General features: G+C 70.2%; 26 protein-coding genes. 5 read left to right on the top strand and 21 right to left on the bottom strand.

Features of this window, described 5'->3' with window-relative positions; genetic code table 11:
* Positions 1-26: 26 nt before the first annotated feature.
* Complete coding sequence (locus tag QM711_RS02650) at positions 27-776, bottom strand: hemerythrin domain-containing protein (RefSeq protein ID WP_415096159.1); 750 nt, start codon at positions 774-776, stop codon at positions 27-29.
* A gap of 52 nt (positions 777-828) precedes the next feature.
* On the opposite strand from QM711_RS02650, the gene QM711_RS02645 reads away from it, so the two are divergent.
* The gene (locus tag QM711_RS02645; protein WP_415096158.1) at positions 829-1494 is read left to right on the top strand and encodes a TetR/AcrR family transcriptional regulator; all 666 of its coding nucleotides are present in this window, start codon (positions 829-831) and stop codon (positions 1492-1494) included.
* Here QM711_RS02645 and nusB read toward each other — a convergent pair whose 3' ends face one another.
* Both nusB and efp read right to left on the bottom strand, forming a co-directional pair.
* A complete protein-coding gene (nusB, locus tag QM711_RS02640; protein ID WP_415096157.1) occupies positions 1495-2004 on the bottom strand; it encodes a transcription antitermination factor NusB in 510 nt (169 codons plus the stop codon).
* 7 nt (positions 2005-2011) lie between these two features.
* Complete coding sequence (gene efp, locus QM711_RS02635) at positions 2012-2569, bottom strand: elongation factor P (RefSeq protein ID WP_415096156.1); 558 nt, start codon at positions 2567-2569, stop codon at positions 2012-2014.
* Positions 2570-2683: 114 nt separating this feature from the next.
* Between efp and QM711_RS02630 the strand changes: the two genes are divergently transcribed.
* Positions 2684-3205, top strand: coding sequence for a hypothetical protein (locus tag QM711_RS02630; protein WP_415096155.1), 522 nt, complete (start codon positions 2684-2686; stop codon positions 3203-3205).
* A 205-nt stretch (positions 3206-3410) separates the two neighbouring features.
* On the opposite strand, the gene QM711_RS02625 is transcribed toward QM711_RS02630, so the two are convergent.
* The 11 genes from QM711_RS02625 to QM711_RS02575 all read right to left on the bottom strand — a co-directional run bounded on the left by QM711_RS02625 (position 3411) and on the right by QM711_RS02575 (position 14305).
* Positions 3411-4127 carry an FMN-binding negative transcriptional regulator gene (locus QM711_RS02625; RefSeq protein ID WP_415096154.1) on the bottom strand — a complete coding sequence of 239 codons (717 nt, stop codon included), beginning with the start codon at positions 4125-4127 and terminating at the stop codon, positions 3411-3413.
* On the bottom strand, positions 4127-5224 hold the full coding sequence (gene aroB / locus QM711_RS02620) for a 3-dehydroquinate synthase (RefSeq protein WP_415096153.1): 1098 nt from the start codon (positions 5222-5224) through the stop codon (positions 4127-4129). Before aroB ends, QM711_RS02625 begins: the two co-directional genes overlap by 1 nt.
* Positions 5221-5736 carry a shikimate kinase gene (locus QM711_RS02615; protein ID WP_415096152.1) on the bottom strand — a complete coding sequence of 172 codons (516 nt, stop codon included), beginning with the start codon at positions 5734-5736 and terminating at the stop codon, positions 5221-5223. The genes aroB and QM711_RS02615 overlap by 4 nt, the downstream gene beginning before the upstream one ends.
* Entirely contained in the window at positions 5733-6920 is a 1188-nt protein-coding gene (gene aroC, locus QM711_RS02610) for a chorismate synthase (RefSeq protein WP_415096151.1), read from the bottom strand. Before aroC ends, QM711_RS02615 begins: the two co-directional genes overlap by 4 nt.
* Positions 6921-6933: 13 nt before the next feature.
* Positions 6934-7761 (bottom strand): shikimate dehydrogenase family protein, encoded by an 828-nt coding sequence (locus QM711_RS02605; protein WP_415096150.1) that lies wholly within the window; start codon positions 7759-7761, stop codon positions 6934-6936.
* Positions 7758-8900, bottom strand: coding sequence for an endolytic transglycosylase MltG (mltG, locus tag QM711_RS02600; protein ID WP_415096149.1), 1143 nt, complete (start codon positions 8898-8900; stop codon positions 7758-7760). Before mltG ends, QM711_RS02605 begins: the two co-directional genes overlap by 4 nt.
* 21 nt (positions 8901-8921) lie before the next feature.
* Positions 8922-9347 (bottom strand): Holliday junction resolvase RuvX, encoded by a 426-nt coding sequence (gene ruvX, locus QM711_RS02595; protein ID WP_415096876.1) that lies wholly within the window; start codon positions 9345-9347, stop codon positions 8922-8924.
* Between the two features lie 155 nt (positions 9348-9502).
* Positions 9503-12160, bottom strand: coding sequence for an alanine--tRNA ligase (gene alaS, locus QM711_RS02590; protein WP_415096148.1), 2658 nt, complete (start codon positions 12158-12160; stop codon positions 9503-9505).
* 45 nt (positions 12161-12205) lie between these two features.
* The gene (locus QM711_RS02585; RefSeq protein WP_415096147.1) at positions 12206-12484 is read right to left on the bottom strand and encodes a DUF6167 family protein; all 279 of its coding nucleotides are present in this window, start codon (positions 12482-12484) and stop codon (positions 12206-12208) included.
* The gene (locus QM711_RS02580; protein WP_415096146.1) at positions 12484-12864 is read right to left on the bottom strand and encodes a DUF948 domain-containing protein; all 381 of its coding nucleotides are present in this window, start codon (positions 12862-12864) and stop codon (positions 12484-12486) included. The genes QM711_RS02585 and QM711_RS02580 overlap by 1 nt, the downstream gene beginning before the upstream one ends.
* 76 nt (positions 12865-12940) lie before the next feature.
* Positions 12941-14305: a cryptochrome/photolyase family protein gene (locus QM711_RS02575; RefSeq protein WP_415096145.1), complete on the bottom strand. Its 1365-nt coding sequence runs from the start codon at positions 14303-14305 to the stop codon at positions 12941-12943.
* Between the two features lie 338 nt (positions 14306-14643).
* Here QM711_RS02575 and QM711_RS02570 point away from each other — a divergent pair, with 338 nt between their 5' ends.
* A complete protein-coding gene (locus QM711_RS02570; protein ID WP_415096144.1) occupies positions 14644-15954 on the top strand; it encodes a 6-phospho-beta-glucosidase in 1311 nt (436 codons plus the stop codon).
* Positions 15955-16004: 50 nt separating this feature from the next.
* Here QM711_RS02570 and QM711_RS02565 read toward each other — a convergent pair whose 3' ends face one another.
* Positions 16005-17363: a replication-associated recombination protein A gene (locus tag QM711_RS02565; RefSeq protein WP_415096143.1), complete on the bottom strand. Its 1359-nt coding sequence runs from the start codon at positions 17361-17363 to the stop codon at positions 16005-16007.
* Positions 17364-17600: 237 nt separating this feature from the next.
* On the opposite strand from QM711_RS02565, the gene QM711_RS02560 reads away from it, so the two are divergent.
* Positions 17601-18326: a PadR family transcriptional regulator gene (locus QM711_RS02560; protein WP_415096142.1), complete on the top strand. Its 726-nt coding sequence runs from the start codon at positions 17601-17603 to the stop codon at positions 18324-18326.
* Positions 18327-18521: 195 nt separating this feature from the next.
* On the opposite strand, the gene aspS is transcribed toward QM711_RS02560, so the two are convergent.
* Positions 18522-20312, bottom strand: a complete 1791-nt coding sequence (gene aspS / locus QM711_RS02555; protein ID WP_415096141.1) for an aspartate--tRNA ligase — start codon at positions 20310-20312, stop codon at positions 18522-18524.
* 188 nt (positions 20313-20500) lie between these two features.
* Between aspS and QM711_RS02550 the strand changes: the two genes are divergently transcribed.
* Positions 20501-21745, top strand: a complete 1245-nt coding sequence (locus QM711_RS02550) for a trans-sulfuration enzyme family protein (RefSeq protein ID WP_415096140.1) — start codon at positions 20501-20503, stop codon at positions 21743-21745.
* On the opposite strand, the gene QM711_RS02545 is transcribed toward QM711_RS02550, so the two are convergent.
* The 5 genes from QM711_RS02545 to QM711_RS02525 are packed head-to-tail and all read right to left on the bottom strand — an operon-like array spanning position 21730 to position 25717.
* Positions 21730-22356, bottom strand: coding sequence for an alpha-ketoglutarate-dependent dioxygenase AlkB (locus tag QM711_RS02545; RefSeq protein WP_415096139.1), 627 nt, complete (start codon positions 22354-22356; stop codon positions 21730-21732). The two genes, QM711_RS02550 and QM711_RS02545, sit on opposite strands and share 16 nt — an antisense overlap.
* A gap of 37 nt (positions 22357-22393) precedes the next feature.
* On the bottom strand, positions 22394-22792 hold the full coding sequence (locus QM711_RS02540) for a VOC family protein (protein ID WP_415096138.1): 399 nt from the start codon (positions 22790-22792) through the stop codon (positions 22394-22396).
* Entirely contained in the window at positions 22743-23648 is a 906-nt protein-coding gene (locus QM711_RS02535) for a helix-turn-helix domain-containing protein (protein WP_415096137.1), read from the bottom strand. The genes QM711_RS02540 and QM711_RS02535 overlap by 50 nt, the downstream gene beginning before the upstream one ends.
* Before the next feature lie 39 nt (positions 23649-23687).
* Entirely contained in the window at positions 23688-25022 is a 1335-nt protein-coding gene (hisS, locus tag QM711_RS02530) for a histidine--tRNA ligase (RefSeq protein WP_415096136.1), read from the bottom strand.
* Complete coding sequence (locus QM711_RS02525; protein ID WP_415096135.1) at positions 25019-25717, bottom strand: MBL fold metallo-hydrolase; 699 nt, start codon at positions 25715-25717, stop codon at positions 25019-25021. The genes hisS and QM711_RS02525 overlap by 4 nt, the downstream gene beginning before the upstream one ends.
* Between the last annotated feature and the right edge of the window lie 59 nt (positions 25718-25776).

Below are 25776 nucleotides of genomic sequence, written 5' to 3'. Positions count from 1 at the left end.
GCGCCACGGCCGGGCGTATGGCCTTGTCAGCCGCCGTCCGCGGACAGATGGCGGAATGCCTTGGCGTGGCGTTTGAGAAACCCGCCGCGGGTGATCACCAGCAGTAGCCGGATCAGGAAACCGCCGTGGGCGAAGGCCAGGTCGAACTGCTCCGCAGGCATCTCGTGGGCGCTCCAGGGGACGGCGAAACGGAGGTCGGACAGTCCGTACTCCTTCCCCGCATCGGTCTGCGCGGACTGCCACAGCTCCACCGGAAGGTGGGCCTGCATCAACGGCAGCGCCCCGACTTCTTCATTGGCCAGGTGCGTCCGGATTGCGTCGTCGGCACGCCCGAAGCTCGCGACCAGCAGCGTCCGCACCGACTCGCTCGGCTCGGTACGGATCCGGCTGAAGGCGTCCGCCACCCGGACGACCAGATCCTCGATGGCGAGATGGTCGGCGGCCATCGCGTCCAGCGCACGGTGCCCGGGGTGGTCAGCCGCCAGCCGGCGAGCGATCTCGGGCCAGATGCCCCGGTCCTCGACCCGGGTGTGGTGATGCAGCGCGGTGGTCAGCTGGGACCAACGGTCAGCCAGCGCCGCCCAGCTGTCGGCGTCGGCCAGCGGCGTCCGGACGAGCGCGGCGGCGAAATCGCGCAGGTCCCGCCGGACGGCATGGTGAATCACGTAGATGGCGCTCAGGTCCAGCTCGCCTTCGGCGGTGTGGGCCTGGCCGAGCCGGGGTTGCCGGACGTGCCGGGCGGCAGCGGTGCCGATCGTCGGAGTGCCCTGTTCCATGAGTTCCTCCTGGAGAATATATTGAGTCCATTCAGTATGGATTGGATCCAGTATGACTGCACCTAATGATCAGAGCAAGGGCAGGCGACAGTACGCGTCGGTCGTGCGGGCACGGCAGGCCGAACAGACCAGGGCGGCGATCGTCTCCGCGGCGTCCGATTGCTTCGCCGAGCGGGGGTACCGCGGGACGACGATGAAGGACATCGCGACCCGGGCCGGCGTCGCGGTCGAGACCGTCTACGCCCACGGCAACAAGGCGTCGTTGCTCACCGCCGCCGTCGACAGCGTCCGCGCCGGGGACGCCGACGCGGAGCATCTGGTGGAGCGATCGGACATGCGCGCGGTCCTTGAGGCGGCCTCGCCCCGGGCTGCGCTGCGGCAGTTGGCCACGCTGATCGCCGACAGCCTGCCCGCTGCTCTGCCGGTGCTGGCCGCCTTTCGTCAGGCCGCGGACTCCGATCCCAAGATCGCCGAGGCCTACGAGGCCTACGAAGGCAAGCGTTGGCTCGACCTGCGGCCGATCACCGATGCCTTGACCCCCGGACTGCGCGCCGGCGTCAGCGTCGATGAAGCCGCCGATACCGTGTGGTCACTGCTCGACCCGACCGCAGCGGAAGGCCTCGTCCGGCGTCGCGGCTGGACCGTCGCCCAGTGGGCGGAGTGGGTGGTCACCGCGCTGGAGCGGATGCTGCTCGACGACTCGGCCGGACGCCGCTGATCAGCCCGCGGTGATCCGTTCGCGGGCACGAGCCAGAACGCCGTTGAGGAACGTGGCGGAGGCATCGGTGGAGAGCTCCTGAGCGAGGCTGACCGCCTGTTCGAGGGCGACCTCGGCGGAGGTGGTGCCGTCCAGCATCTCCCACAATGCGACCCGGGCCAGGCAGCGGTCGACGCGCGGCATCCGCTCCATCGTCCAGCCCGCCGCCAGGCAGCCGGCGATCAAGGCGTCGATCTCGGCCTGGCGAGCAGCGACACCCTCGACCAGGGCGACGGTGAACGGACGCACCGGCGGGTCGGCCTCGGCGATGTGCAGCGCCAGCGGGCCGGCGGCGTCCACACCGCGCAGGTCGGCCTCGAACAGGATGTCCAGGGCTCGCTTGCGGGCCTTGGTGCGCGACGATCCGCGTCCGGGCAGGCTGGACGGACGGGTCTCGATCAGTTCGGCGACGGTGCCGTCCGGGGTGGTGATCCGCTTGCGCGGGGTGGTTACCGCAGGGTCGGCTGCCATCGGGTGGTCAGACCCGGCCGAGGTAGCCGCCGTCGCGGGTGTCGACCTTGACCCGCTCGCCGGTGGTGATGAACAGCGGCACCTGGATCTTCAGGCCGGTCTCGACGGTGGCCGGCTTGGTGCCGCCGGTGGAGCGGTCGCCCTGCAGGCCGGGCTCGGTGTAGGTGATCTCGAGCTCGACCGAAGCCGGCAGGTCGACGTACAGCGGGTTGCCCTCGTGCAGCGCGACGGTGGCGTTCTGGTTCTCCAGCAGATAGTTCTTGGCGTCGCCGATGGTCTCGTCGCTGATCGTCAGCTGGTCGTAGGTGGCGGTGTCCATGAACACGTACCCGTCGCCATCGTGGTAGAGGTACTGCATCTCGCGGCGGTCGACGTTGGCGGTGTCCACCTTGGTGTCCGAGTTGAACGTGCGGTCGACGACCTTGCCGCTCAGCACATGCTTGAGCTTGGTGCGCACCACGGTGTTGCCCTTGCCCGGCTTGTGGTGCTGGAACCACAGCACCTGCCAGAGCTGACCGTCGAGGTCGAGCACCATGCCGTTCTTCAGATCATTGGTGGAAGCCACGTTCAAACCCTTCGTTCACCGATTGTGAGCCGACCGCACAGTCTACGGCGAGCGCTCCGACGGCACCAAACGCCGGCGAGGAAGTGTGGCGTGCCTTCCGCGTAGCCTGGCCCGATGGCGCTGCTCCCACCGCTTCTGCTCACCGGAGGCCCGGCGTCCGGCAAGACCACCACGGCACGACTCCTGGCGAGCATGACTCCACACTGCGCGGCTCTCGATGTGGATGATCTGCGCCAGCTGATCATCGGTGGCCATCTGGCCCCTTGGCAAGGTGCCGAGGGTCGCGCCCAGCATCTGCTCGGCGTCCGCAACGCCGCTGCGCTGGCCGCGAACCTGCGCGATCAAGGATTCGACGTCATCATCAGCGACGTCGTCGACCCTGATCTGCTGGAGCACTATCGTGCCCTCATCGGTGGGGTGATCGTGATCCGCTTGGCCGTCGATGGATCGGCCGCACGGGCACGGGCGGCGTCCCGTCCTCGCTACCTCAGCGATGACCGGTTCGAGGCGTTACATGAGCAGCAGCGCCGGCTACTCGGCGTCGACCTCGAGGTCGCGGTATCCGCGCTGTCCATCGAGGAACAGGTCCGGACGGTCCGGGACGCCTGGGTGCGACTCGCTGAACAACCCGCGTGAGTGGGTGAACGGCTGACGTCCGGGTGTGACGAGCCATCGGCCCGGTGACCAAGAGAACCGTCCCCGGTGACCAAGAGAACCGTCCCCGGTGACCGGAAGAACCGTCCCCGGTGACCGGAAGAACCGTCCCCGGTGACCGGAAGAACCGTCCCCGGTGACCGGAAGAACCGTCCCCGGTGACCGGGAGAACCGTCCCCGCGTACCGCTAGCGGGGGGTGGGGGCGTCGATGATGCGGCCGGCGGAGAGGCTGTCGGGGCCGGGGCGGTGGCGGGCGGCGACATCGGCGACCAGGGCGGCCCGGCGTTCGGCGGGCGGCAGGCCGAACTCCTCGACCAGGGCGGCGCTGTCATCGGCACCCGCATCGTGCAGGCCGTCGATGACACCGCGGACGTCCTCGGGCGTCCGGTTCTGGCTGAGCTTGGCCTTGGCCTCGATCCGGGTGATCGCCAGCTGCAGGCCGACGATCGCTCGGAGTTGGCCTGCGACGTAGTCGACGGGCATGTCGGCGACACCGATCCGGTCCTCGTGGGCGGCCATCAGCCGTTCGGCGGCCATCGACGTCCACGCGAAGTCGTCGTGGGCGATCAGTTCGCCGTAGATGTGCAACGTCACGTAGTCCCAAGTGGGGACGTACTTCCCGGACGCGGTGGCGCTGGGGTACCACAGCGACGAGATGTAGTCGGTGGCCGGGGTGACGATGAACAGCGACTCGCCGCTGGCCGGCTCGCGCCACTGGGCGTTCGGACGCGCCACGTGCAGCACCAGGCTGCCCTGCTCGCCCAGCTCCGGATCGAAGAGGTACGGCAGGTGGGTGGCCAGCAGCCCGGACGGCCCATGCGTGATCAGGTCGCCCACCCCGGGTTCGGCCAGGATCCTCGCCTGCAGATCCGGTGGCATGGCGAAGTGACGCGGGGTGTACATCAGGCCGAGCTCCCGGTGCGGCCCAGGGCCTCGAAGCTCTCCTGGAGCAGGTCCTCGTCCGGGCTCTCCAGGATGGCCGGTTTGGCGAGCCCGTCCAGGATGACGAAACGGAGGGTGTCCGCGCGGGTCTTCTTGTCCAGGTTCATCGCCTCGCGCAGCTGCCGCCAGGCAGCTGCCGGGTAGTCGGTGGGCAGCCCGATGGCTCGCAGAATGCCGGCGTGCCGGCCAGCCGTGTCGTCGTCGAGCCGGCCCAGCCGGCGGCTCAACTCGGCGACGAACGCCATGCCGACGCTGATCGCCTCGCCGTGCCGCCAGCGATAGCCCTGGTGCCGTTCGATGGCGTGACCCAGGGTGTGGCCGTAGTTGAGCATCTCGCGTCCGATGTCGCGACCCACCGACGTCCGCTCGCGCAGGTCGCTGCCGACCACCGCGGCCTTGACCTCGATCGCTCGCTTGATCAGGGCGCAGATCACCTCGGCGTCCGGGTCGAGGGCCGCGACCGGATCGTCCTCAATGATGGTCAGGATCGCCGGGTCGGCGATGAAGCCCGCCTTGACCACCTCGGCCATTCCCGCCCTGATCTCCGCCGCCGGCAGCTGCGAGAGGAAGGAGAGGTCGCACAATACGGTGTACGGCTCGTAGAACGACCCGACCAGGTTCTTCCCGGCACCCAGGTTGATCCCGGTCTTGCCGCCGACAGCCGCGTCCACCATGCCGAGCACTGTGGTCGGGATCGAGACATACCGGACGCCGCGCAGCCAGGTCGCGGCCACGAAGCCGGCCAGGTCGGTGGTCGCGCCGCCGCCCAGACCGACGATGGCGTCCGAGCGGGTGAAGCCGGCTGCGGCCAGGGCGTCCCAGCACCGCTGCAGCGTCTCGCCGGTCTTGGCGTCCTCGGCGGCGGGCACCTCGATCAGCAGCGCCTGGACGTCGCAGCGCGCGGCAAGCTCCTCGGCCCTGGGCCGCAGTACCGGCGGATGGATCAATGCCACCCGGCTCTGACCAGCCAGGTATTCGGGCAGAAAGTCCAGCGCGCCCGCACCCACCACGACCTGGTAGGGGCTTTCCGCCGTCACGTCAATGGCGGAGATCCTCACCTGTCCTCCTCGGGCAATTTGCTGACGATGTAGTCCACCACGGCCGGCACCTCCGTGCGATCGGTGTCCACGGTGATGGTCGCCAGCCGCTGGTAGACGGCCTGGCGTTCGGCCATCTGCTGGATCAGTCGTCCCCGGATGTTGCCCAGCACCAGTCCCCCGGCCTGGTTCAGGCCGAGCCGCCGAGTGGCCTGGGTGGCCGAGACCTGCAGCCACACCACATGCCGTCCGGTCAGCGCGGCCGCGACCTCGGCGTCCAGGACGGCGCCGCCGCCGAGCGCGACCACGCCCGCCCCGGTCAGTGCCGCCAGGCTGTGTTGTCGTTCCAGTGCCCGGAAGCCGTCCTCACCCTGGTCGGCGAAGACCTCCCGCAGGGGGGCCTGAAAGCGTTCCTCGATGACCGTGTCCACATCGGCGAACGGCAGGGTGAGGAGGTCGGCGAGCCAGCGTCCCACCGTGCTCTTGCCCGCGCCCGGGGCGCCGATGACAGCGATGCCGCGGGCCGCCGTCACCTCAGTCCTCGCTGGGCCAGCCGCTCGGTGTAACCGGCCAGGTTGCGGGCCGTCTCGGCCACCGAGTCCCCGCCGAATTTCTCCAGGACGGCTTCGGCCAGCACCAGCGACACCATCGCCTCGGCCACCACCCCGGCGGCCGGGACGGCGCATACGTCGGAGCGCTGATGGTGCGCGACGGCCGGCTCACCGGTGGCCACGTCGATCGTGCGCAAGGCCCGCGGAATCGTGGCGATCGGCTTCATCGCGGCCCGCACCCGCAGCGGTTCGCCGTTGCTCATGCCGCCTTCGGTGCCGCCGGAGCGGTTGCGCAGCCGGACCACGCCACCGGGCCCCGGCTCCATCTCGTCGTGGGCCAGGCTGCCGCGGGTCCGGGCCAGGTCGAAGCCGTCGCCGACTTCGACCCCCTTGATCGCCTGGATGCCCATCAACGCCCCGGCCAGCTTCGAATCGAGCCGGCGGTCGCCCTGACTGTGCGAACCCAGGCCGGCCGGCAGGCCGTGAGCGACAACTTCGACCACCCCGCCGAGGGTGTCGCCGGCCTTCTGACAAGCGGCGATCTCTTCTTGCATGGCCGCGCTTGCATCGGCGTCCAGGCAGCGGACGGGGTCGGCGTCGATCGCGTCCTGATCGTCGAGGGTCGGCACCCCGGTGCCGGCTGAGCGCACCGGTCCGAGTTCGACGACATGGCTGACGATGGTGATGCCGCAGGCCTGCCGCAGGAAGTTGCTGGCCACCCGGCCGAGTGCGACCCGGGCCGCGGTCTCCCGGGCGGAGGCGCGTTCGAGGATCGGACGGGCCTCGTCCCAGTCGTATTTCTGCATGCCGGCCAGATCGGCATGGCCGGGACGCGGCCGGGTCAGCGGGGCGTTGCGGGCCTGCGCAGCCAGCAGCTCGGCGTCCACGGCGTCCGGGGCCATCACGGTCTGCCACTTGGGCCACTCGGTGTTGCCGATCATGATCGCGATCGGGGAACCCAGCGTCTCGCCGTGCCGCACCCCGGTCAGCAGGGTCACCTCGTCGGCCTCGAATTTCATCCGGGCGCCACGGCCCGCGCCCAGCCGGCGGCGGGCGAGTGCTTCGGCGATGTCGGCGGTCGCCACCTGGACGTGGGCGGGAATTCCTTCGATGGTCGCCACCAGGGCGCGGCCATGGGACTCACCGGCGGTCAGGTAGCGCAGCATGATTGCGAGTCTGTCACGACGCGACGGCGACGCCCGCCGCTGCCCGCACGGCAGACAGCAGCACCTCGGCCGGGACGTCCTGACCGGTCATCAGCCGCACCTGGTAGCGGGCCTGATGGGCCAGCATGTCCAGCCCGCTGACCACCACCCGCCCGGCGGATGCCGCGCGGGCGGCGAGCGGGGTCGGCCACGGGTGGTAGATCACGTCGAACACTCCGCGCAGCGCCGGGCAGTGCTCGACCTCCAGGCTGTCCAGCCGACCGGCGAGTGCCACCGAGGGGGCGGTCGAGACCAGGATCTCACTGGCCGGGTCCAGCGGCGCGCCGAGGGAGCGGGGCTGCACCTCGACGTCCAACTGTCCCTCTGCCCAGTCGCGGAAGGCGGCGAGCCGTCCGTGGTCGCGTCCCTGCACCTCGATCAGCCGGACGCCGGAGCGCACCAGGGCGACCAGCGCCGAGCGGGCGGTGGCGCCGTTGCCGATCAGGGTGGCGACCCGCGGCGTCCGCAGGCCCGCGGCGTGGAGGGCATCGGCCAGCCCGGCGATGTCGGTGTTGTAGACCCGGCGCTGCCCGCCCAGCACCACCGTGTTCGCCACCCCGGTGAGCAGCACATCGGCGTCCGGGATGCCACAGGCCGCGGCCTGCTCCTTCAGTGGCATGGTCACGCTCAGACCCCGCCAGGAGTCGTCCAGGCCGTCGACGAACGCGGCGAACTCGGCCGGCTGCAACTCGACCCGGCCATACTCCCAGTCCAGGCCCAGCCAGTCGTAGGCCGCGGCGTGGATGACCGGGGACAGCGAATGGGAGATGGGCGATCCCAGGACGGCGGCTCTCGGGGTCACGAACACTTCTTCCGGTTCTCCGCGCTCGCCAGGCACCACTGCTGAAGCTTCGCAGTGGCGGCGTTGTGCTCAGCCAGCGTCTCGGAGAACACGGTCTCGCCGGTGTCCAGATTGATCGGGACGAAGTAGAGCCACTTGCCGTCGGCAGGGCTGAGCGCGGCCTCCAGGGCCTTCCGGGCAGGGGCGGTGATCGGTCCGGGCGGGAGGCCCTTGTGCTTGTAGGTGTTGTAGGGCGAGTTGCTCTGCCGCTCCTTCGGGGTCGTCCACACCGTCCCGGTCTTGTTCACCGCGAAGGCGACGGTGGCGTCCGATTGCAGCAGCATGCCCTTCTCGAGCCGGTTGTAGAAGACCCGGGCAACCTTGGCGCGGTCCTCGTCGCGGCCCACCTCGCGCTCGATGATGCTCGCCATCACCAGGACCTGATACGGCTTGTAGCCGAGCGCAGCAGCGCGCTCCTCGAAGCCCAGGTCTTGCACCGTCTTCTTGAACTCGGTGATCGGCAACTTCAGGATCGACCCGGCAGTCGGCTTCAGCGGCAGGTTGTAGGTGTCGGGGAAGATGAAGCCCTCATTGCTCTTGCCGATCCAGCTGGGCAGTCCGAGCGCGGCACGGTTCTTCAGCGCGGCCTGGAAGTCCCGCTCGGAGACCCTGGTGGATTCGGCCAGCGAGGTCAGCACCTCGGACAGCCGCAGGCCTTCGCGGATTTGGAACTGGTTCTTGATCTGATTGGCCGGGTCGAGCAGCATCTGCAACGCGGTCTTGGCCGGGATCTGGGTGCGCAGCTTGTACAGCCCGTACTGGATCTTCCGGACGTTCGGGTCGGACGCCGCCACCCGCTCGAACGCTTTGCCGGTGCGGATCACGTCGGCTGCCAGCAGGATGTCGGCGATCTTCTTGGTGGACGAGCCCTGCGGGATCTCGACCACCACGTCGGCGACCCCCGCGGGATCGATGTAGTCCTCGGCGGTGCGGTAGCCCAGCCAGGCGTCGTGCACCTTCCCGTACACGAACCAACCGCCGCCGAGCAGCACAGCGAGCGAGAGGAACACCGCGATCGCGCCCCGGACCCGGTACCAGACCTCCTTCGGCAGCCAGCGGCCGGTCTCCGGATCGCGCAGTTCGCGGAAGAGGTTCGCCATAACGTCAGTGTCCTTTGTTCATCACGCCGGTTCGCCGGGCGCCCGGCCGGTTGCTCGTTCCACGGCCAGCGCCTGTTCCAAGACTGCCACGGCGGCCGCCTGGTCGATGACGGCGCGCTGGCGCCGGGTGTTCCGGCCGGCCGCCCGCAGCCGGCGGGAGGCGTCCACGGTGGTGAGCCGTTCGTCGGCGAACCGCCAGCCGATGCCGGGATGAGCGGCGACCAGCGGTGCCAGCTGTTCCCGGATGTGGCCTGCTGCGATGCCTTCGCCGCCGGCCAGGGTCCGGGGCAGCCCGACGATCACCTCGATCGGTTCGTAGTCGGCCAGCAGTTGCGTCAGCCGGCGTCCGGCTTCATGGGTTTGGACGGTCTCGACCGGGTAGGCCAAGGTTCCGTCGGCGTCGCAGGCGGCGACCCCGATCCGCGCCTTGCCCCAGTCGAGGGCCATCCGGACGCCGCGCCGGAAGGTCGGCCGCTGGTCGAGCTTGTCGAGACCCCCAGACCCCCGCTGGTCGAGCTTGTCGAGACCCTCGTGAGTGGTTTCGACAGGCTCAACCAACGGTGCTTGAGGCTCGACCGGTTGCGCCGGCGACGACTCGCGACTCAAAGGGCCGCCACCGCGTCACGGACGGCACGGACGGCGTCCGACGCCGCGGCGCCGTTGGAGCCGCCGCCCTGAGCGAAGTCGTCCTTGCCGCCGCCACGACCACCGAGCTGGGTCGCACCGACGCCGACCAGGGCACCGGCCTTGGCGCCGCGCGCTCGAGCCGCCTCATTGGTGGCCACCGCGATCACCGGCTTGGCGCCGGTGCCGCCGACCAGGGCGACCACGGCCGCATCCGAGCCGAGCGCGGAGCGGATGTCGAGCGCCATGGTGCGCAGGTCTCCCCCACCGACGCCGTCCACCTGCTCTGCGACCACCCGGATGCCACCGGCAACCGTGACCGCCTTCTCGGTGAGCTTGGCCGCGCCGGCCAGCAGTTCGCGCGTCCGGTAGGTCTCGATCTGCTTCTCCGCCGCCTTCAGCTGGGCCAGCAGCTTCTCGACCCGGTCGGTGAGCTGCTCGGGCTGGGTCTTCAGGGTGTCCGACAGGGTCGCCACCAGGGCCCGCTCGGCGGCGAACTTCTCGAACGCCTCGGTGCTGACCAGGGCCTCGACCCGGCGGATGCCGGAGCCGACCGACTGCTCGCCGAGCAGGTTGACCAGCCCGATCTGCGAGGTGCGCGCCACATGGGTGCCACCGCACAGCTCACGCGACCACGGGCCGGCCAGCTCGACCATCCGGACCACGTTGCCGTACTTCTCGCCGAACATCGCCTGCGCGCCGAGCGCCTTCGCCTCGTCCAGCGGCAGCTGGCGGTCGGTGACCGCGAAGTCGTCGCGGATCGCCGCGTTCACGACGCCTTCGAGTTCGCTGCGCAACGCCGGCGACAACGCCTGGCTGGCGTTGAAGTCGAAGCGCAGGTAGCCGGGCTTGTTGTACGAGCCGGCCTGATGGGTGCCCTGGCCGAGCAGCTGCCGCAGCGCCGCGTTCACGATGTGCGTCGAGGTGTGCGCCTGGCAGGCCGCGAACCGGGCCGGGCCGTCCACCTGGGCCAGCACCTGCGCACCGGTGGCGAGTTCGCCCTCGTTGACCAGCACCTTGTGTACCACCAGGCCCTGGATCGGACGCTGCACGTCGAGCACGTCGAGCGCCAGGCCGTTGCCGGTCAGCACCCCCTGGTCGGCGTCCTGGCCGCCGGCCTCGGCGTAGAACGGGGTCTCGTCGAGCACCACCTCGACCACGTCACCGGGCCGCGCGCTCTGCACCAGTTCGCCGTCCGCCACGATGCCGCGGACCCGGGAGTCGACGCTGAGGTCGGTGAAGCCCAGGAACGGGGTCTCGCCGGGTGCCCGCAGGGTGCGGTAGGCCTCGGTGTTGACCGTGCCGCCCTTCTTGGCCCGGGCGTCCGCCTTGGCCCGGTCCTTCTGCTCCTGCATCAGCACGCGGAACCGGTCGGAGTCGACCTCCAGGCCGGCCTCCGTCGCCATCTCCAGCGTCAGGTCGATCGGGAAGCCGTAGGTGTCGTGCAGCTGGAACGCCTTGTCACCGCCAAGTACGCGGGTGTCGCTGCGCTTGGTCTCGGCAACCGCCAGGTCGAAGATCTGGGTGCCGGCCGCGAGCGTGCGGCGGAACGCCTCCTCCTCGCCGTAGGCGACCTGGGAGACCCGCTGCCACTGGCCGGTGACCTCGGGGTAGGACTGCTCCATCAGCCCCTTCGACAGCGGCAGCAACTCAGGCAGCACCGGGTCGTTGACGCCGAGCAGCCGCATCGAGCGAATCGAGCGGCGCAGCAGCCGGCGCAGCACATAGCCGCGCGCCTCGTTGCCGGGGGTGACGCCGTCGGTCATCAGCATCAGCGCGGAACGGACGTGGTCGCCGACCACCCGCAACCGGACGTCCGCCTCACGGTCGGCGCCGTAACGGGTGCCGGCCAGTTCGGCCGCGGCGGTGATCACCGGGAAGATCTCGTCGATCTCGTACATGTTCGCCACGCCCTGCAGCAGGTACGCGGTCCGCTCCAGGCCCATGCCGGTGTCGATGTTCTTGCTCGGCAGCGGACCCAGAACGTCGAAGTCGTCCTTGGCGCGGACGGACGACAGCTCCTCGGTCTGGAACACCAGGTTCCAGATCTCCAGGAAGCGGTCCTCGTCGACGATCGGGCCGCCGTCCGGTCCAAACTCAGGGCCGCGGTCGATGTAGATCTCGCTGCACGGGCCGCCCGGTCCGGGGACGCCCATGTGCCAGTAATTGTCCTTGAGCCCGCGGCGCTGGATGCGTTCGTCGGGGACGCCGACCCCGCGCCACATGCCCGCGGCCTCGTCGTCGTCGAGGTAGACGGTGACCCAGACCTTGTCGGGATCGAAACCGTAGTTGCCGTCCGCCTGGCTGCCGGTGACCAACTCCCAGGCGTACTCGATGGCGCCGGCCTTGAAGTAATCGCCGAAGGAGAAGTTGCCGTTCATCTGGAAGAACGTGCCATGCCGGGTGGTCTTGCCGACCTCTTCGATGTCGAGGGTGCGGACACACTTCTGCACGCTGACGGCGCGGGCGTACGGGGGGTCCTCGGCGCCGGTGAAGTAGGGCTTGAAGGGCACCATGCCGGCGTTGACGAAGAGCAGGGTGGGGTCGTTGTAAACCAGCGGCGTCGAGGGCACCTCGACATGGCCGTTGCGCACGAAGTAGTCGATGTAGCGACGCCGGACCTCGGCGGTTTTCATGAGTGTTGTCCGATCGGATCTGCCGGCTCGATGGGCCGGCGTTGGTCAGGTGCGGTTGCTCTCCTGGACGGGAAGGCCCTCCGGTGTGGAAGGAGTGGACCCGTCCAGGCCGAGAGCCTCGCGCAGTTCGTGTTCTCGCTCGTCCATCGCGGAGGTCATCGTGTGCAGGAAGTCGTCGACCCAGCCGCGGGCGTTGCCGGCGGTCCTCTCGACCTGCTCGGTGATCCCCTTCGGCGTGAAGCGCTCGTAGTACTCGCGTCCCTTGAGCACCAGCCAGACGGTGACCCCGGCGCCGACCGCGAACCAGAACAGTCCGCGTCCCATCACTTGGCCGCTTTCCGCTTGCCTTTGATGGCCTGCCGCACGCCGTGGGTGAACGCCGCGGTCTTCACCAGCGGGCCACCCAGGGTGGCCGAGAACAGCGTGGACAGCTGGGCGGCGTTCTCGCTGACCACGACGGCGTGCCGGCTGACCCGGGAGACGTCCTCGGTGACCAGGCTCAGCTTGCCGAGCTCGTCGTTGGTGGCGGTCACGGTGCCTTTCAGCTCGTGCAGGATCGGTACCGAGCTGTGTCCGACGTCGCGGACGGTGAGCCGCAGTTCCTCCAGCACGCGACCGAGCTTGAGCAACGGAACAGCGCAGAAGGCCACCAGTGCGACGGCGGCGATGGCCGCGATCAGGCCGGCGATCTCTCCAACGGACATGGGCGTTCCTCACGGTTGCGACGGTGACCAACGCAGCCTAACGCACCCGCCGCGGGACCATCCCACCCGGTGGGGTTCAGTGCGCGCTGCGGGACGCCGCCAGCCGCTCCAAGGCGATGGCGCGCTGCTCGGCGTGGTCGACGATCCGCTCCGGATAGCCGTGCGCGTAGCCGTCCGACGCCTTCCACGGTTCGTGGACGGCGGCGCCGGCCAGGTGCCGCAGTTGTGGCACCCAGCGGCGGACATAGTCGCCGGCCGGGTCGAACTTCGTGCCTTGGCCGACCGGGTTGAAGATCCGGAAGTAGGGCGCCGCGTCGGTGCCGGTACCGGCCACCCACTGCCAGCCGTGGTTGTTGGATGCCGGATCGCCGTCGATCAGGTGGTCGAGGAAGTGCCGGGCGCCGACCGGCCACCAGACGTGCAGGTCCTTGACCAGGAAGCTTGCGGTCACCATCCGGACCCGGTTGTGCATCCAGCCAGTGGCGAGCAGCTGCCGCATGCCGGCGTCCACCAGCGGGTAGCCGGTCTGTCCCGCGCGCCAGGCGTCCACCAGCTCGGAGTCGTCGTCGTAGGCGAGCGCGGACAACTCGGGCCGAAGGTCGTGCCACAGCGAATCCGGATGGTGATGGACGACATCGGCGTAGAACTCGCGCCAGGCCAACTCGGTGCCGAAGGCGTCGGCACCGCGTGGTGAGCGTCCGGGAAGGTCGGCGAGCAGCGTGCGCGGGTGCAGCACGCCGAACTTCAAGTAAGGCGAGAGTTGGGAGGTGCCGGCAAGGTCGGGTCGGTCGCGATCGGTGGCGTAGTGGGCGAGACCCTCGTCCAGGAAGGCGTGCCAGCGTTCGAGTGCCGCCTTCTCGCCGGCCGTGGGCAGGTCGGGCAGCTCCTCGGCGCCCGCGGCGGCGTCCAGAGTTTCCCAGGCGGTGTCGTCCGATTCGGCCGCGCGGAGGCGCAGTCCCTTGGGCTCGGCGGCCGGGTGCCGCCAGCCGTGCTCGCGCCAGGCCCGCGCGAACGGGGTGAACACCCGGTACGGGTTGCCCTGCTGATTGCGGACGCGTCCGGGCGTCACGGCGTAGGGGCTGCCGGTCTCCACCCAGGCGACATCGTTACTTGCCAGAGCCGCTTGGACGCGGGAGTCGCGGGCGGCGCCGTCCGGTTCGGTCTCGGTGGAGACATGGACCGAAACCGCGCCCACCTGCTCAGCCACCTCGGGCACGACCTCCTCGGGCTTGCCGCGGCGCAGGCACAGCCGTCCGTCGTAGGCCTCGTCGAGGGCCCGCAGGGTGTGCGCCAGCCAGGCTTGCCGTGGGCGCCCGGCATCGTCGAAGAACGCCGGGTCGAGGACGAACAGCGGAACCACAGGCCCGTCGGCGTGCGCCGCGACCAATGCGGGATGGTCCGCCCGGCGCAGATCACGGCGGAGCCACAGGATGCTGGTCATAGTCGGCATGCTGCCACGGTGGGCCGCGAACGACCCTGCCCCGTTGGGGTGGGGACGGTTCCCTCGGTCACCGGGGACGGTTCTCCTGGTCACCAGGGACGGTTCTCTCGGTCACCAGGGACGGTTCTCTTAGTCACTGGGGACGGTTCTCCTGGTCACCGGCTGTCCAACTGATGGCTGGCACGCGGGCTTTCAGCGCGAATCGGGTGACCGGAAGAACCGTCCCCAGTGACTAAGAGAACCGTCCCCAGTGACCGAGAGAACCGTCCCCAGTGACCGGAAGAACCGTCCCCAGTGACCGGAAGAACCGTCCCTGGAAGACGGCCTAGGCTGAGCGGGTGAAGCTGACCATCGTCGGGGGCGGCGGATTCCGGGTGCCGCTGGTGCATGCGGCCCTGCTGGCCGACGACCTGATCGACCACGTCGCACTGCTGGACGTCGATCCGGGACGGCTGGGCGTGATCGACCGGGTATTGACCGCTCAGGCCGGGGGTTCGTCCCGGCTGCGGCACACCGTGCACACCGATCCTGCCCAGGCGTTGGACGGCGCCGACTTCGTCTTCTCCGCGCTTCGTGCCGGCGGGACGGCAGCGCGAGTCCTCGATGAACGGATCGCCGCCGGCCACGGGCTGATCGGCCAGGAAACCGTCGGAGCGGGCGGGATCGCCTACGCGCTACGGAGCATCCCGGCCTCGCTGAGCCTGGCCCGCGTCGTCGCGAAGGTCGCACCGCAGGCCTGGTTGATCAACTTCACCAATCCGGCCGGCATGGTCACCGAGGCGCTCACCGCGGTCCATCCGCGCGTCGTGGGCATCTGCGATTCGCCGGTCGCGCTGGCCCGCCGAGCGGCGTCCGCGCTCGGCCTCGATCCGGCGTCCACCCGGCCGGACTACGTCGGGCTCAACCATCTGGGCTGGCTCCGCGGATTGGTCGCGGACGGCGCCGACCGACTGCCGGAGCTGCTCGGCGACCCGGCCCTGCTCGCCACCGTCGAAGAAGGACGGCTGTTCGGTCCCCAGCTGGTCGGCGACCTGGGCGCGCTGCCGAACGAGTACCTGCACTGGTTCTATTTCCGCCGCGAGGGCGGCACCGGCGGTGGCCGCGGCGCCTTCCTGGCCGCACAGCAGGACCGCTTCTACCGCGACTGCCCCACCGCTCCGGACGCCGCACTGGCCGCCTGGGACGCCGTCCGCCGCGAGCGCGAAGAGACTTACGGCGCGGCAAACCGGGAGGCGGCCGGCGGCTTCGAGCGAGCCGATGCCGACCTGGTCTCCGGCGGGTACGAAGGAGTCGCGCTGGCGATCATGCGGGCCATTGGACGCGACGAGCCGGCCAGCCTGATCCTCAACCTGCTCAACGCAGGACGGCTGTCCGAACTGCCGAACGATGCCGTGATCGAGGCGCCCTGCCGGGTGGACGGACGCGGCCTGCACCCGCTGCCCCTGGCCCCGCTGCCCCGCTATGCCCGAGGTCTGGTCACCACCGTCAAGCAGGTGGAGCGCTGGACGATCGAGGCTGCCATCACCGGATCGGCGCGGGCGGCCCGGCTGGCGCTCACCCATCATCCACTGGTCGACTCGGCCACCATCGCCGCCGACCTGCTGACCGAGTACCGGGCCGCGCTCCCCCAGCTGGGCTACCTGCGCTGACGCTCCCTTTGACTTCCCGGGTCGGACGGGGTCGGGTGGGGCCGGCCGGACTACTCCGTGGGACGGCCGAGCAACTCGTCCAGGGTTGCCATCCGTTCGGCCATCCCGGCCTCGTTCCCGTGATCGGTCGGCAGGTAGTAACGCGCGTCCAGCAACTCGTCCGGCAGGTACTGCTGGGCGGCCACCCCGTGCGGATGGTCGTGGGCGTATTTGTAGCCCTTGCCATGGCCCAGCGACTTGGCCCCGGCGTAGTGCGCGTCGCGCAGGTGCGCGGGCACCTGGCCGATCCGTCCGGCGCGGACATCGGCCAGGGCCGCGTCCACGGCGACCACGACGGCGTTCGACTTCGGCGCGGTGGCACACGCGATCACCGCCTGGGCGAGGTTGATCCGGGCCTCCGGCATGCCGATCAGCTGGACGGCCTGCGCGGCGGCGACGCAGGTCTGCAACACCGAGGGCGCGGCCATCCCGACGTCCTCGCTGGCCAGGATCACCAGCCGTCGGGCGATGAACCGTGGGTCTTCGCCGGCCTCGAGCATGCGGGCCAGGTAGTGCAGTGCGGCTTGCACATCCGAGCCCCGCATCGACTTGATGAACGCGCTGATCACGTCGTAGTGCTGGTCGCCGTCCTTGTCATAGCGGACGGCGGCGCGGTCCACGGCGCGGCTGATCGCCTCCGGCGTGATCGTCTCCGAGCCTTCGGAGGCCGCCCCGGCAGCCGACTCCTCCAGATAGGTCAGCGCGCGCCGGGCGTCCCCACCGGCCAGCCGGAGCAGGTCGGCGCGGGCTTCGTCGGTCAGCGCCAGCGCGCCGGCCAGCCCGCGTTCGTCGGCCAGGGCCCGGTCGATCAGGACGCCGAGGTCGGCATCGGTGAGCGGCTTCAGGGTGAGCAACAGCGAACGGGAGAGCAGCGGCGCAATGACCGAGAAGGACGGATTCTCGGTGGTGGCCGCGATCAGCGTGACCAGCCGGTTCTCCACCGCGGGCAGCAGTACGTCCTGCTGGGCCTTGGAGAACCTGTGCACCTCGTCGACGAACAACACAGTGGGGCGGCCGCGGGCCAATTCGCGACGGGCCGTGTCCAGTTCGGCGCGAACCTCCCGGACGCCCGCGGTGACCGCGCTCAACTCGACGAACCGCCGGCTCGCCGATTGCGACACCACCGCGGCGATGGTGGTCTTGCCGACCCCCGGCGGTCCCCACAGGAACACCGACATCGCGGCGTCCCCCTCGGCCAGCCGACGCAGCGGCGATCCCGGACCGAGCAGATGCTGCTGACCGACGATCTCATCGACCATCCGGGGTCGCATCCGGACTGCCAGGGGGGCGTCCGCGGACGGGGTGCTGAGCGATCCCCCGGGTCGCCCGGACGCGGTCGCCGGGTCGATGTTGCCGAAAAGGTCTTCCACCGCGCCGAGTCTAGGAGTGGATGCCGACAGTCTGTGCGCGCGCCCGCCGGCGGCATCCCGACCCTCGCCTGGTCACCGCTGGTTGAGCGTGTCGAAGCCCGCATGGTCAGGCCCCCGGCGTCCTGGGTCTCGACTGGCTCGACCGACGAAGTCGGCACTGCCGGGTACTGAGACTTGCATCACGAACACTCACGATATATCGTTGACGCAACGAGACACACACGGAAGGAGCCACTCATGTGGAACCAGGATTTTGAGCCGCGGGACTTCCGCGGCGGACACGATGATCGACGGCCCCGGCGCGGCCCCCGCGGCGAGGGTCACAACCGGGGCGGCCAGCCGTTCGGCGGAGACCCGCTGTTCGGCCCACGGGGTCCCTTCGGACCGACCGGGCCGTTCGGACCCCAAGGCCCGTTCGGTGGCGGCGGTCCCTTCGGCCCGCGCGGTCCGTTCGGCGGACGCGGGCGGGGGCGCGCCCGGCGCGGCGACGTCCGGCACGCGGTGCTGGCCCTGCTGGCCGAGGAGCCGATGAACGGCTACCAGATGATCCAGAGCATGGTGGAACGCACCGGCGGCGGCTGGAAGCCGTCCCCCGGCGCCATCTACCCAGCACTGGCCCAGCTGGAGGACGAAGGCCTGATCGAGCCGTTCGACAACAACGGTGCCAAGGCCTACCGCCTGACCGAGGCTGGCCAGAACGTGGCGGCGGGGATCGACCCCAAGCCGTGGGACGCGTTCAACGCCGACAACGCCCCGGAGCACCCCGAGGTGCTGCGCGGCATGTGGAAGGAGTTCAGTTCGCTGGCGATGGCCGCCCAGGAGCTCACCCGCTCCGGCAGCCGAGCGCAACAGCAGCAAGCCGCGCAGATTCTCGCCGAGACCCGGCGCAGCCTGTACGGCCTGCTGGCCAGCGATGGCGACGAGGACGACCAGGATCTGGCCAACCCCGACGACCTGCGCTGACCCGCGGAGGCGGTGCCCGGGTACCGCGCCAAACACGCCGAGGGGCCGTCCGAGAGATCGGACGGCCCCTCGTGGCATTGCGGACGACGACGGAACCCGTTGATCGAGCTTGACGAGATCTTCCGATGGGTCTCGACAAGCTCGACCAGCGGGGGCCTCAGCCGGGTCTCGACAAGCTCGACCAGCGGCGGCTGGTCAGGCCTGAGGCGCGGCGACCTTGGCTGCCGGCGGCTTGGCGTCCACTCCGGCCTCCTTGCGCTGCTCCGCCGCGATCGGCGCCGGGGCGCCGGTCAGCGGGTCGTAGCCGCCGCCGCTCTTCGGGAAGGCGATCACGTCGCGGATCGACTCCGAGCCGGACAGCAGGGCCACGATCCGGTCCCAGCCGAAGGCGATACCGCCGTGCGGCGGGGCGCCGAACTTGAACGCGTCCAGCAGGAAGCCGAACTTCTCCTGCGACTCATCCTCGGTCAGCCCCATCACGGCGAACACCCGCTCCTGGATGTCGCGGCGGTGGATACGGATCGAGCCGCCGCCGATCTCGTTGCCGTTGCAGATCATGTCGTAGGCCCAGGCCAGCGCGTTGCCGGGGTCGCTGTCGAAGCCGTCCAGGTCCTTCGGTGAGGTGAAGGCGTGGTGCACGGCCGTCCAGGCGCCCGCACCGACCGCCACGTCACCCTCCGCGACGGCGTCGCCGGTGGGCTTGAACAGCGGCGCGTCCACCACCCACAGGAACGACCAGCTGCCCTCGGCGATCAGGTCGCAGCGCTTCGCGATCTCGTTACGGGCCGCACCCAGCAGCGCCTGCGAGGACGACCTCGCGCCGGCGGCGAAGAAGATGCAGTCACCCGGGTTCGCCCCCACTGCCGACGCCAGCCCGGCGCGCTCGGCCTCGGTGATGTTCTTGCTGACCGGACCGCCGAGAGTGCCGTCGTCGCCGATCGTCACGTAGGCCAGCCCACGGGCGCCGCGCTGCTTGGCCCACTCCTGCCAGGCGTCGAAGGTGCGCCGCGGCTGGGACGCCCCACCGGGCATCACGACGGCACCGACGTAGGGCGCCTGGAAGACCCGGAACGGGGTGTCGGCGAAGAACGCGGTGAGCTCAGTCAGCTTCACCTCGAAGCGAAGGTCGGGCTTGTCGGAGCCGTAGGAGTCCATCGCCTCGGCGTAGGTGAGCCGCGCGAACGGCGCGTCCAACTCGACCCCGATCAGCGACCAGATCTCCTTGGCGAGCGCCTCGCCGAGGGCGATCACGTCCTCCTGGTCGACGAACGACATCTCGATGTCGAGCTGGGTGAACTCGGGCTGCCGGTCGGCGCGGAAGTCCTCGTCCCGGTAGCAGCGGGCGATCTGGTAGTAGCGCTCCATGCCGGCCACCATCAGCAGCTGCTTGAACAGCTGCGGGGACTGCGGCAGCGCGTACCACGAGCCGGGCGCGAGCCGGGCCGGCACGATGAAGTCGCGGGCACCCTCGGGCGTCGAGCGGGTCATCGTCGGGGTTTCGATCTCGACGAACTCGCGAGCGTCGAGCACCCGGCGGGCCGCGGCGTTCACCTTCGACCGCAGCCGGATCGCCCGGGCCGGGGCCGGACGGCGCAGGTCGAGGTAGCGGTACTTGAGCCGGGCCTCCTCGCCGACGCTGACCCGCTCGTCGATCTGGAACGGCAACGGCGCGGACGGGTTGAGCACGTCCAGCTCGCGGATCGCGACCTCGATCTCACCGGTCGGCAGGTCCGGGTTGGCGTTGCCCTCGGGGCGCGCCTCGACCTCGCCGATCACCTGGATGCAGTACTCGTTGCGCAGTTCGTGGGCGCCGGACGCGGCCAGCACCTCGTCCCGGACGACGACCTGGACGACGCCCGAGGCGTCCCGAAGATCGATGAAGGCGACACCACCATGATCGCGACGCCGGCCCACCCAGCCGGCGAGAGTGACGGTCGCTCCGATGTCGGAGGCGCGCAAGGTTCCAGCGGTATGGGTCCGCAGCATGACGATGTTCCTTTCTCGGCCCCGCATAGACGGTGCGGGTGCGTCCGTTCGATCCTATGGCGGCAGCCGCGGGCGAGTCGAAACGAGCACGTTCGCGATAGGAATGACCCATGCCGGACACCACCGAGAGCGGCGCTGCTGACGATCGCCCGCCGACTGATCTCTCACCCGTCCACCCAGGAGCCCCGATGACCCACTCCCCCGACAGGCACGACCCGGCGTCGGTCGGCTTCGGCACCTGGGCGGTACACGGCGGCAACAGCATCGATGCCGGCACCGGCGCGATCCGGACCCCGCTGGTGATGGCGAACTCGTACCGGCTGCCGGACGACCCGGCGTCGATGGACTGGTCGGCCACCGACCAGCTCACCTACACCCGCAACGGCGGGGTGAACCAGCACGCACTGGAACGCAAGCTGGCCGCGATGGACGGCGGTGAGGCGTCCGTCTGCTTCGCCTCCGGCGTCGCGGCGCTGCACGGGGTGTTCTTCGCGCTGCTGAAGTCCCGTGACCACGTGATCGTCTCGGACGTCAGCTACGAGGCGGTCTGGCGGTTGTTCGCCGAACTGCTGCCGCAGCGCTACGGCATCGAGGCCACGTTTGCCGACGTCGCCGACCTGGACGGCGTCCGCGCCGCGGTGCGTCCGAACACCAAGCTGGTGCACATCGAGACGATCGCCAACCCGACCACGAAGGTGGCCGACGTCCGAGCCGTGGCCGACATCGCCCATCAGGCGGGCGCGGTCCTGAGCGTGGACGGCACCTTCACTCCCCCGCCGCTCTACCGTCCGATCGACGATGGCGCCGATCTGGTGATCCACTCGTTGACCAAGTTCATCAATGGTCACGGTGACGCGATGGGCGGTGTGGTGACCGGGCGCGCCGACCTGGTCGACCGGATCCGGCACGACGCCCTGGTGGATGTCGGCGGGGCGATCTCACCGTTCAACGCCTGGCTGATCGCCCGCGGCTCGGTGACGCTTCCGTTGCGGTTGCGGCAACAACTCGCCTCGGCGGAGAGGATCGCGGCCTTCCTGGCCGCCGATCCGCGGATCGCCTACATCGAGTACCCGGGGCTTCCAGGCCATCCGCAGCACGACCTGGCCACCCGTCAGTTCGGCGGCCGCGGCTACGGCGGCATGCTCGCCTTCGCGGTCGACGGCGACCCGGACACCCAGAACCGGTTCGTCGCCCAGCTGCGGGTGATCACCTCGGCCTTCTCGCTGGGCCACGATGAGAGCTTGATCGTGCACGTCGGCCCTGACACCCGCGGCGGCAGCGAGGGCTACCCGCCGGGCTTCCGGACCTACGGGCATCTGCGCTTGTCGGTCGGCCTGGAGGATGCGGACGACCTGATCGCCGACCTCGCCGGGGCCCTGGACCGGACCGAGATCACCGGCTCGCGGACGTCCGATCGTCAAAACACGTTGTAGGGACGGAATTGCACGCTGATCCTCGGGCCGACCGCCTTGGCGGTCTTCAGGATTGCGTGCTCCCAGGTGCGCTGGCATGAGCCACCCATCACGATCAGGTCGCCGTGGCCGAGCGGGTAGGAACAGTGCAGGCGTCCACCCAGCGGCCGCAGCGACAGCTGCCGCGGCGACCCGAACGAGACGATCGCGACCATGGTGTCCTCGCTGCGGCTGCGCCCGATCCGGTCGCCGTGCCAGGCCACCGAGTCGCGGCCGTCGCGGTAATAGCAGCATCCGGCGGTGACGAACTCCTCGCCCAGCTCGTCGGCGTAGTGGCGATTGAGCTCCTCGCGGGCCCGGCTCAACACCGGATCGGGCAATGGGTCATCGACTCCGTACATGCACAGCAGCCGCGGAACGTCGACCGTGCGGTCGTACATCTCGCGCCGCTCGGCGTGCCACGGGATGGATTCGACCAGCCGGGGAAAAGCCTCGTCGGCGCCCCGGATCCACCCCGGCGCCAGGTCGACCCAGGCTCCCCTGCTCAGGCCGACGCGCTGGAGGCGTCCAGCAAGCGGCGGAACCCCGACCTCCGCGGCATCGAACAGACCCGCCTGAAACTCCACCGCCATGAGGCGATACTAGCCTATTATCAAACACCCGTACGAATCATGGCTGCTCGCCGCCGTAGGTGCCGAAGCACCACTGGTTGCCGTCCGGGTCCTCGAACAGCACGTTGAACGAGCCGTAGTCGGTCTCGTAGCCGGGCCGGACGACGTTGGCGCCACCCTCCTCGGCGCGGGCCAGGACCTGGGCCGGATCGGCGGTGACGACGTAGAGCGAGCCCGCGCCGGCCACCCGCTCGGCCCGGGCGTCCCCGGGACCGACGCTGCCGATCATCAAACCGCCGCCCTCAGGCCAATCCAGCTGTGAGTGCTCGACGACGGGGCCCTCGGCGGGCTGGACGAAGGTCGCGGTGAATCCCAATCCGGTCAGGAACTCGATCAGCCGGCGAGCGTCATGGCTGACCAGGCACGGCCAGATCGTGGTGCGCGATGGAGTAGTCATCCGCCAAGTCTGCACCGGCTGCGCCGGCCGCGTCTTGAACGAATGGGAGCACTTCGGCGCGCAGCCACTCCGACGGCGTGCAGCCGGCGAGGTCACGCCAGTCGCGGGCCAGATGGGCCTGGTCGGAGTAGCCGCAGCGCGCCGCCACGTCCGCCAACCGCTCGGTGGGCCACCGTTTCAGCCGGACGACCGCGCTCTGGAGCCGGGCGATCCGCTGGACGGTCTTCGGGGACAGCCCGAACTCGGCCACGAAACGCCCGCCGAGATGCCGGCGGCTCCACCCGACCTGCTCGGCGACGTCGGCCACCGTCGTTCCGGGAATCCCCACTGACAGCCGGCTCCACGCCTGGCTGAGATCATCCGATTCCGCTCGTCGACGCGCGGACGCCAGCCGGCGCAGCAGCATTTCGTCGAGGACGGCGGCCCGTCCGCTCCAGCTGTCCGCGGTGCGCAGCCGCTCCAGCAGCTCGCGTCCGTCCGAGCCCCACAGCTCGTCCAACTCGACCACGCCAGCGGCCAGCTCTGCGGCCGGACATCCGAACAGGGCGCGGCTTCCGTCCGGCGTGACGGCGAGGTGGAACCCGACCTGGGTGCCGCCATGCACGATCGCGACCGGCCCGGCATGCAGGCCGCCGACGCAAGCGGACATCGCGACCCGCGTGCGGCCGTCCATCGATACGACCAGAGGACCCTCCAGCGGCAGGACGAGCGTGATGCTGCACGACGGCAGCCCGACGTGTTCACTCGGCGGGAATCCACGCTGCTCGTAGGCTGCGCCGGACAGGTACGGGCGCAGCGCCGCCGGCGGCCGGTACATCGCCGCCCGCTGGACCCGCTCGTGCCCCTGTGCGGTCACCTGGCCACGGTAGCCCCCGGTCACGCACGGACGGGCGGCTCAGCCCGCCCGGACCGCCGGGACGAGGTCCACCGCGGGCGGCTGCCACAGATCCGGGTCCGCGGCGACCTGCTCGCCGGAGCGGATGTCCTTCACCTCGCCGCTGGAGAACCAGACGAACGGAATGCCGCGCCGGTCGGCGTAGCGGATCTGCTTGCCGAACCGGTCCGCCTTCGGCGCCACCTCGGTGGGGATGCCGCGGGCGCGGAGCCGGGCAGCCACGGCGTCCGCCGCACCGCGGGTCTGCTCGGAATCGACCGCGACCAGCACACAGGTGGGAACACTCCGCGACGCCGTCAGCAGTCCCTTGGCAAGCAGCGGGACCAGGATCCGCGTCACCCCGATCGACAACCCCACGCCTGGGTAGGTGGTGCGGCCGTCGGAGGCGAGCGAGTCGTAGCGCCCGCCCGAGCAGATCGAGCCGAGGTGTTCGAAGCCGGCCAGCTCGGTCTCGTAGACGGTGCCGGTGTAGTAGTCGAGCCCGCGGGCGATCTTCAGGTCGGCGACGATCCGTCCGGGCGCCGCCTGCGCACCTGCCCGGACGACAGCGGCCAGCTGAGCCAGACCTTCGTCCAGCAACTCACTCTGGACGCCCAGCGCGCGCACCCGTTCGACGAACGACTCGTCGGGCGCGGAGATGGTGGCCAGCTGCAGGCAGCGTTCGGCGACCTCGACGCTCAGCCCGAGTTCGCCGGTCAGTAGCTCGCGGACGGCGTCCGGGCCGATCTTGTCCAGCTTGTCCACCCGCTGCAGCACGGCCAGGTGGTCGTCGATGCCGAGCCCCCGGTAGAAGCCCTCGGCGAGCCGGCGGTTGTTCACCCGCATCAGCACCGGCGGCAGGCCGAACTCGGTGTGCAGCCGCTCCAGCGCCTCGAGGATCACCCGGGCCACCTCGACATCGTGATGGTCGGCCAGCACGGCCTGACCGACCACGTCGATGTCGGCCTGCAGGAACTCGCGGTAGCGCCCCTCCTGCGGCCGCTCGCCGCGCCACACCTTCTGGATCTGGTAGCGGCGGAACGGGAAGTTCAGGTGCCCGGAGTTCTCCAGCACGTAGCGGGCGAACGGCACGGTCAGGTCGAAGTGCAGGCCGAGTTCGTCGGCGTCCGCTCCCCCGCCGTGGCGCTCGGCCTGCAGCCGGCGCACGACGTAGATCTCCTTGTCGATCTCGCCCTTGCGGGCCAGTTGCGCCATCGGCTCTACCGCACGGGTCTCGATCGAGCCGAAGCCGTACAGCTCGAAGGTCTCGGCCAGTGAAGCCAGGACGCGCTGCTCGACGATCCGCTGGGCGGGCAGGAATTCGGGAAAGCCGCTCAGCGGCTTGGGACGGCTCATCGGGTGCGGGCACCACCTAAATAGTCGACGTGCAGGTACGGGTTGGTGGCCCGCTCCCGGGCCATCACGGTCTGCTGCCCGTGACCGGGCAGGATCGCGGCGGTGTCGGGCAGGTCGAGCACCGGGCCGCGCAGGGTGTCCAGCATGACGGCATGGTCGCCGCCGGGCAGATCCGTCCGGCCGATGGACCCGGCGAACAGCACATCGCCCGAGAACACCACGGTGTCGAGCTGATCGTGACCGGTCAGGGGTGTGCGCAGCATCACGCAGCCGGGCCGGTGGCCCGGTGCGTGCACCACCTCAAAGGTCAGCCCGGCCAGATCAAGGCCGGTTTCGAAGAGTCGCAGGTCGGACGGCTCGGCCAGCGGTTCGTCGCCCAGCACGGACGCCAGCAGCGCGGCGCTGCCCGGACCCAGCCCGGCCGCCGGGTCGGTGAGCAGTTCGCGGTCGTCGGCGTGAATCCAGGCCGGGACGCCCCACTCGTCCGCGACCCGGGTGGCCGAGGCGACGTGATCGATGTGGCCGTGGGTGAGTAGCACCCCGACGGGGGTGAGGCCATGCTCGGCAACCGCGGCCCGGACGCCGGGGAAGGCGTCCACCCCGGGGTCGACGATCACGCACTCGCTGCCCGCCGCAGCGGCCGCGAGATAGCAATTCGCCTGCCACGGACCAGCGGGAAAGGAGGCCAGGAACACCCCGTCAGCCTAGTGGACCGAGCCCCGCGGGCCGGTGCGGCCCGGGCGGGCCCGATCCC

The organism is Micropruina sp., assembly GCF_047602385.1.
Classification (GTDB): domain Bacteria; phylum Actinomycetota; class Actinomycetes; order Propionibacteriales; family Propionibacteriaceae; genus Micropruina.
Note: the sequence above shows the minus strand (reverse complement) of the source record. Positions and strands in the feature narration are given on the sequence as shown.

What these genes read in the sequence shown, in the direction of transcription:
- aspS (WP_415096141.1), bottom strand. Translation starts at nt 20,312, where the DNA reads ATGCTGCGGACCCATACCGCTGGAACCTTGCGCGCCTCCGACATCGGA.
- alaS (WP_415096148.1), bottom strand. Translation starts at nt 12,160, where the DNA reads ATGAAAACCGCCGAGGTCCGGCGTCGCTACATCGACTACTTCGTGCGC.
- nusB (WP_415096157.1), bottom strand. Translation starts at nt 2,004, where the DNA reads ATGGCAGCCGACCCTGCGGTAACCACCCCGCGCAAGCGGATCACCACC.
- QM711_RS02550 (WP_415096140.1), top strand. Translation starts at nt 20,501, where the DNA reads ATGACCCACTCCCCCGACAGGCACGACCCGGCGTCGGTCGGCTTCGGC.
- QM711_RS02545 (WP_415096139.1), bottom strand. Translation starts at nt 22,356, where the DNA reads ATGGCGGTGGAGTTTCAGGCGGGTCTGTTCGATGCCGCGGAGGTCGGG.
- mltG (WP_415096149.1), bottom strand. Translation starts at nt 8,900, where the DNA reads ATGGCGAACCTCTTCCGCGAACTGCGCGATCCGGAGACCGGCCGCTGG.
- QM711_RS02625 (WP_415096154.1), bottom strand. Translation starts at nt 4,127, where the DNA reads ATGTACACCCCGCGTCACTTCGCCATGCCACCGGATCTGCAGGCGAGG.
- QM711_RS02585 (WP_415096147.1), bottom strand. Translation starts at nt 12,484, where the DNA reads ATGGGACGCGGACTGTTCTGGTTCGCGGTCGGCGCCGGGGTCACCGTC.
- QM711_RS02580 (WP_415096146.1), bottom strand. Translation starts at nt 12,864, where the DNA reads ATGTCCGTTGGAGAGATCGCCGGCCTGATCGCGGCCATCGCCGCCGTC.
- QM711_RS02650 (WP_415096159.1), bottom strand. Translation starts at nt 776, where the DNA reads ATGGAACAGGGCACTCCGACGATCGGCACCGCTGCCGCCCGGCACGTC.
- QM711_RS02560 (WP_415096142.1), top strand. Translation starts at nt 17,601, where the DNA reads ATGTGGAACCAGGATTTTGAGCCGCGGGACTTCCGCGGCGGACACGAT.
- hisS (WP_415096136.1), bottom strand. Translation starts at nt 25,022, where the DNA reads ATGAGCCGTCCCAAGCCGCTGAGCGGCTTTCCCGAATTCCTGCCCGCC.
- QM711_RS02630 (WP_415096155.1), top strand. Translation starts at nt 2,684, where the DNA reads ATGGCGCTGCTCCCACCGCTTCTGCTCACCGGAGGCCCGGCGTCCGGC.
- QM711_RS02540 (WP_415096138.1), bottom strand. Translation starts at nt 22,792, where the DNA reads ATGACTACTCCATCGCGCACCACGATCTGGCCGTGCCTGGTCAGCCAT.
- aroC (WP_415096151.1), bottom strand. Translation starts at nt 6,920, where the DNA reads ATGCTGCGCTACCTGACCGCCGGTGAGTCCCATGGCCGCGCCCTGGTG.
- QM711_RS02645 (WP_415096158.1), top strand. Translation starts at nt 829, where the DNA reads ATGACTGCACCTAATGATCAGAGCAAGGGCAGGCGACAGTACGCGTCG.
- QM711_RS02575 (WP_415096145.1), bottom strand. Translation starts at nt 14,305, where the DNA reads ATGACCAGCATCCTGTGGCTCCGCCGTGATCTGCGCCGGGCGGACCAT.
- ruvX (WP_415096876.1), bottom strand. Translation starts at nt 9,347, where the DNA reads ATGGCCCTCGACTGGGGCAAGGCGCGGATCGGGGTCGCCGCCTGCGAC.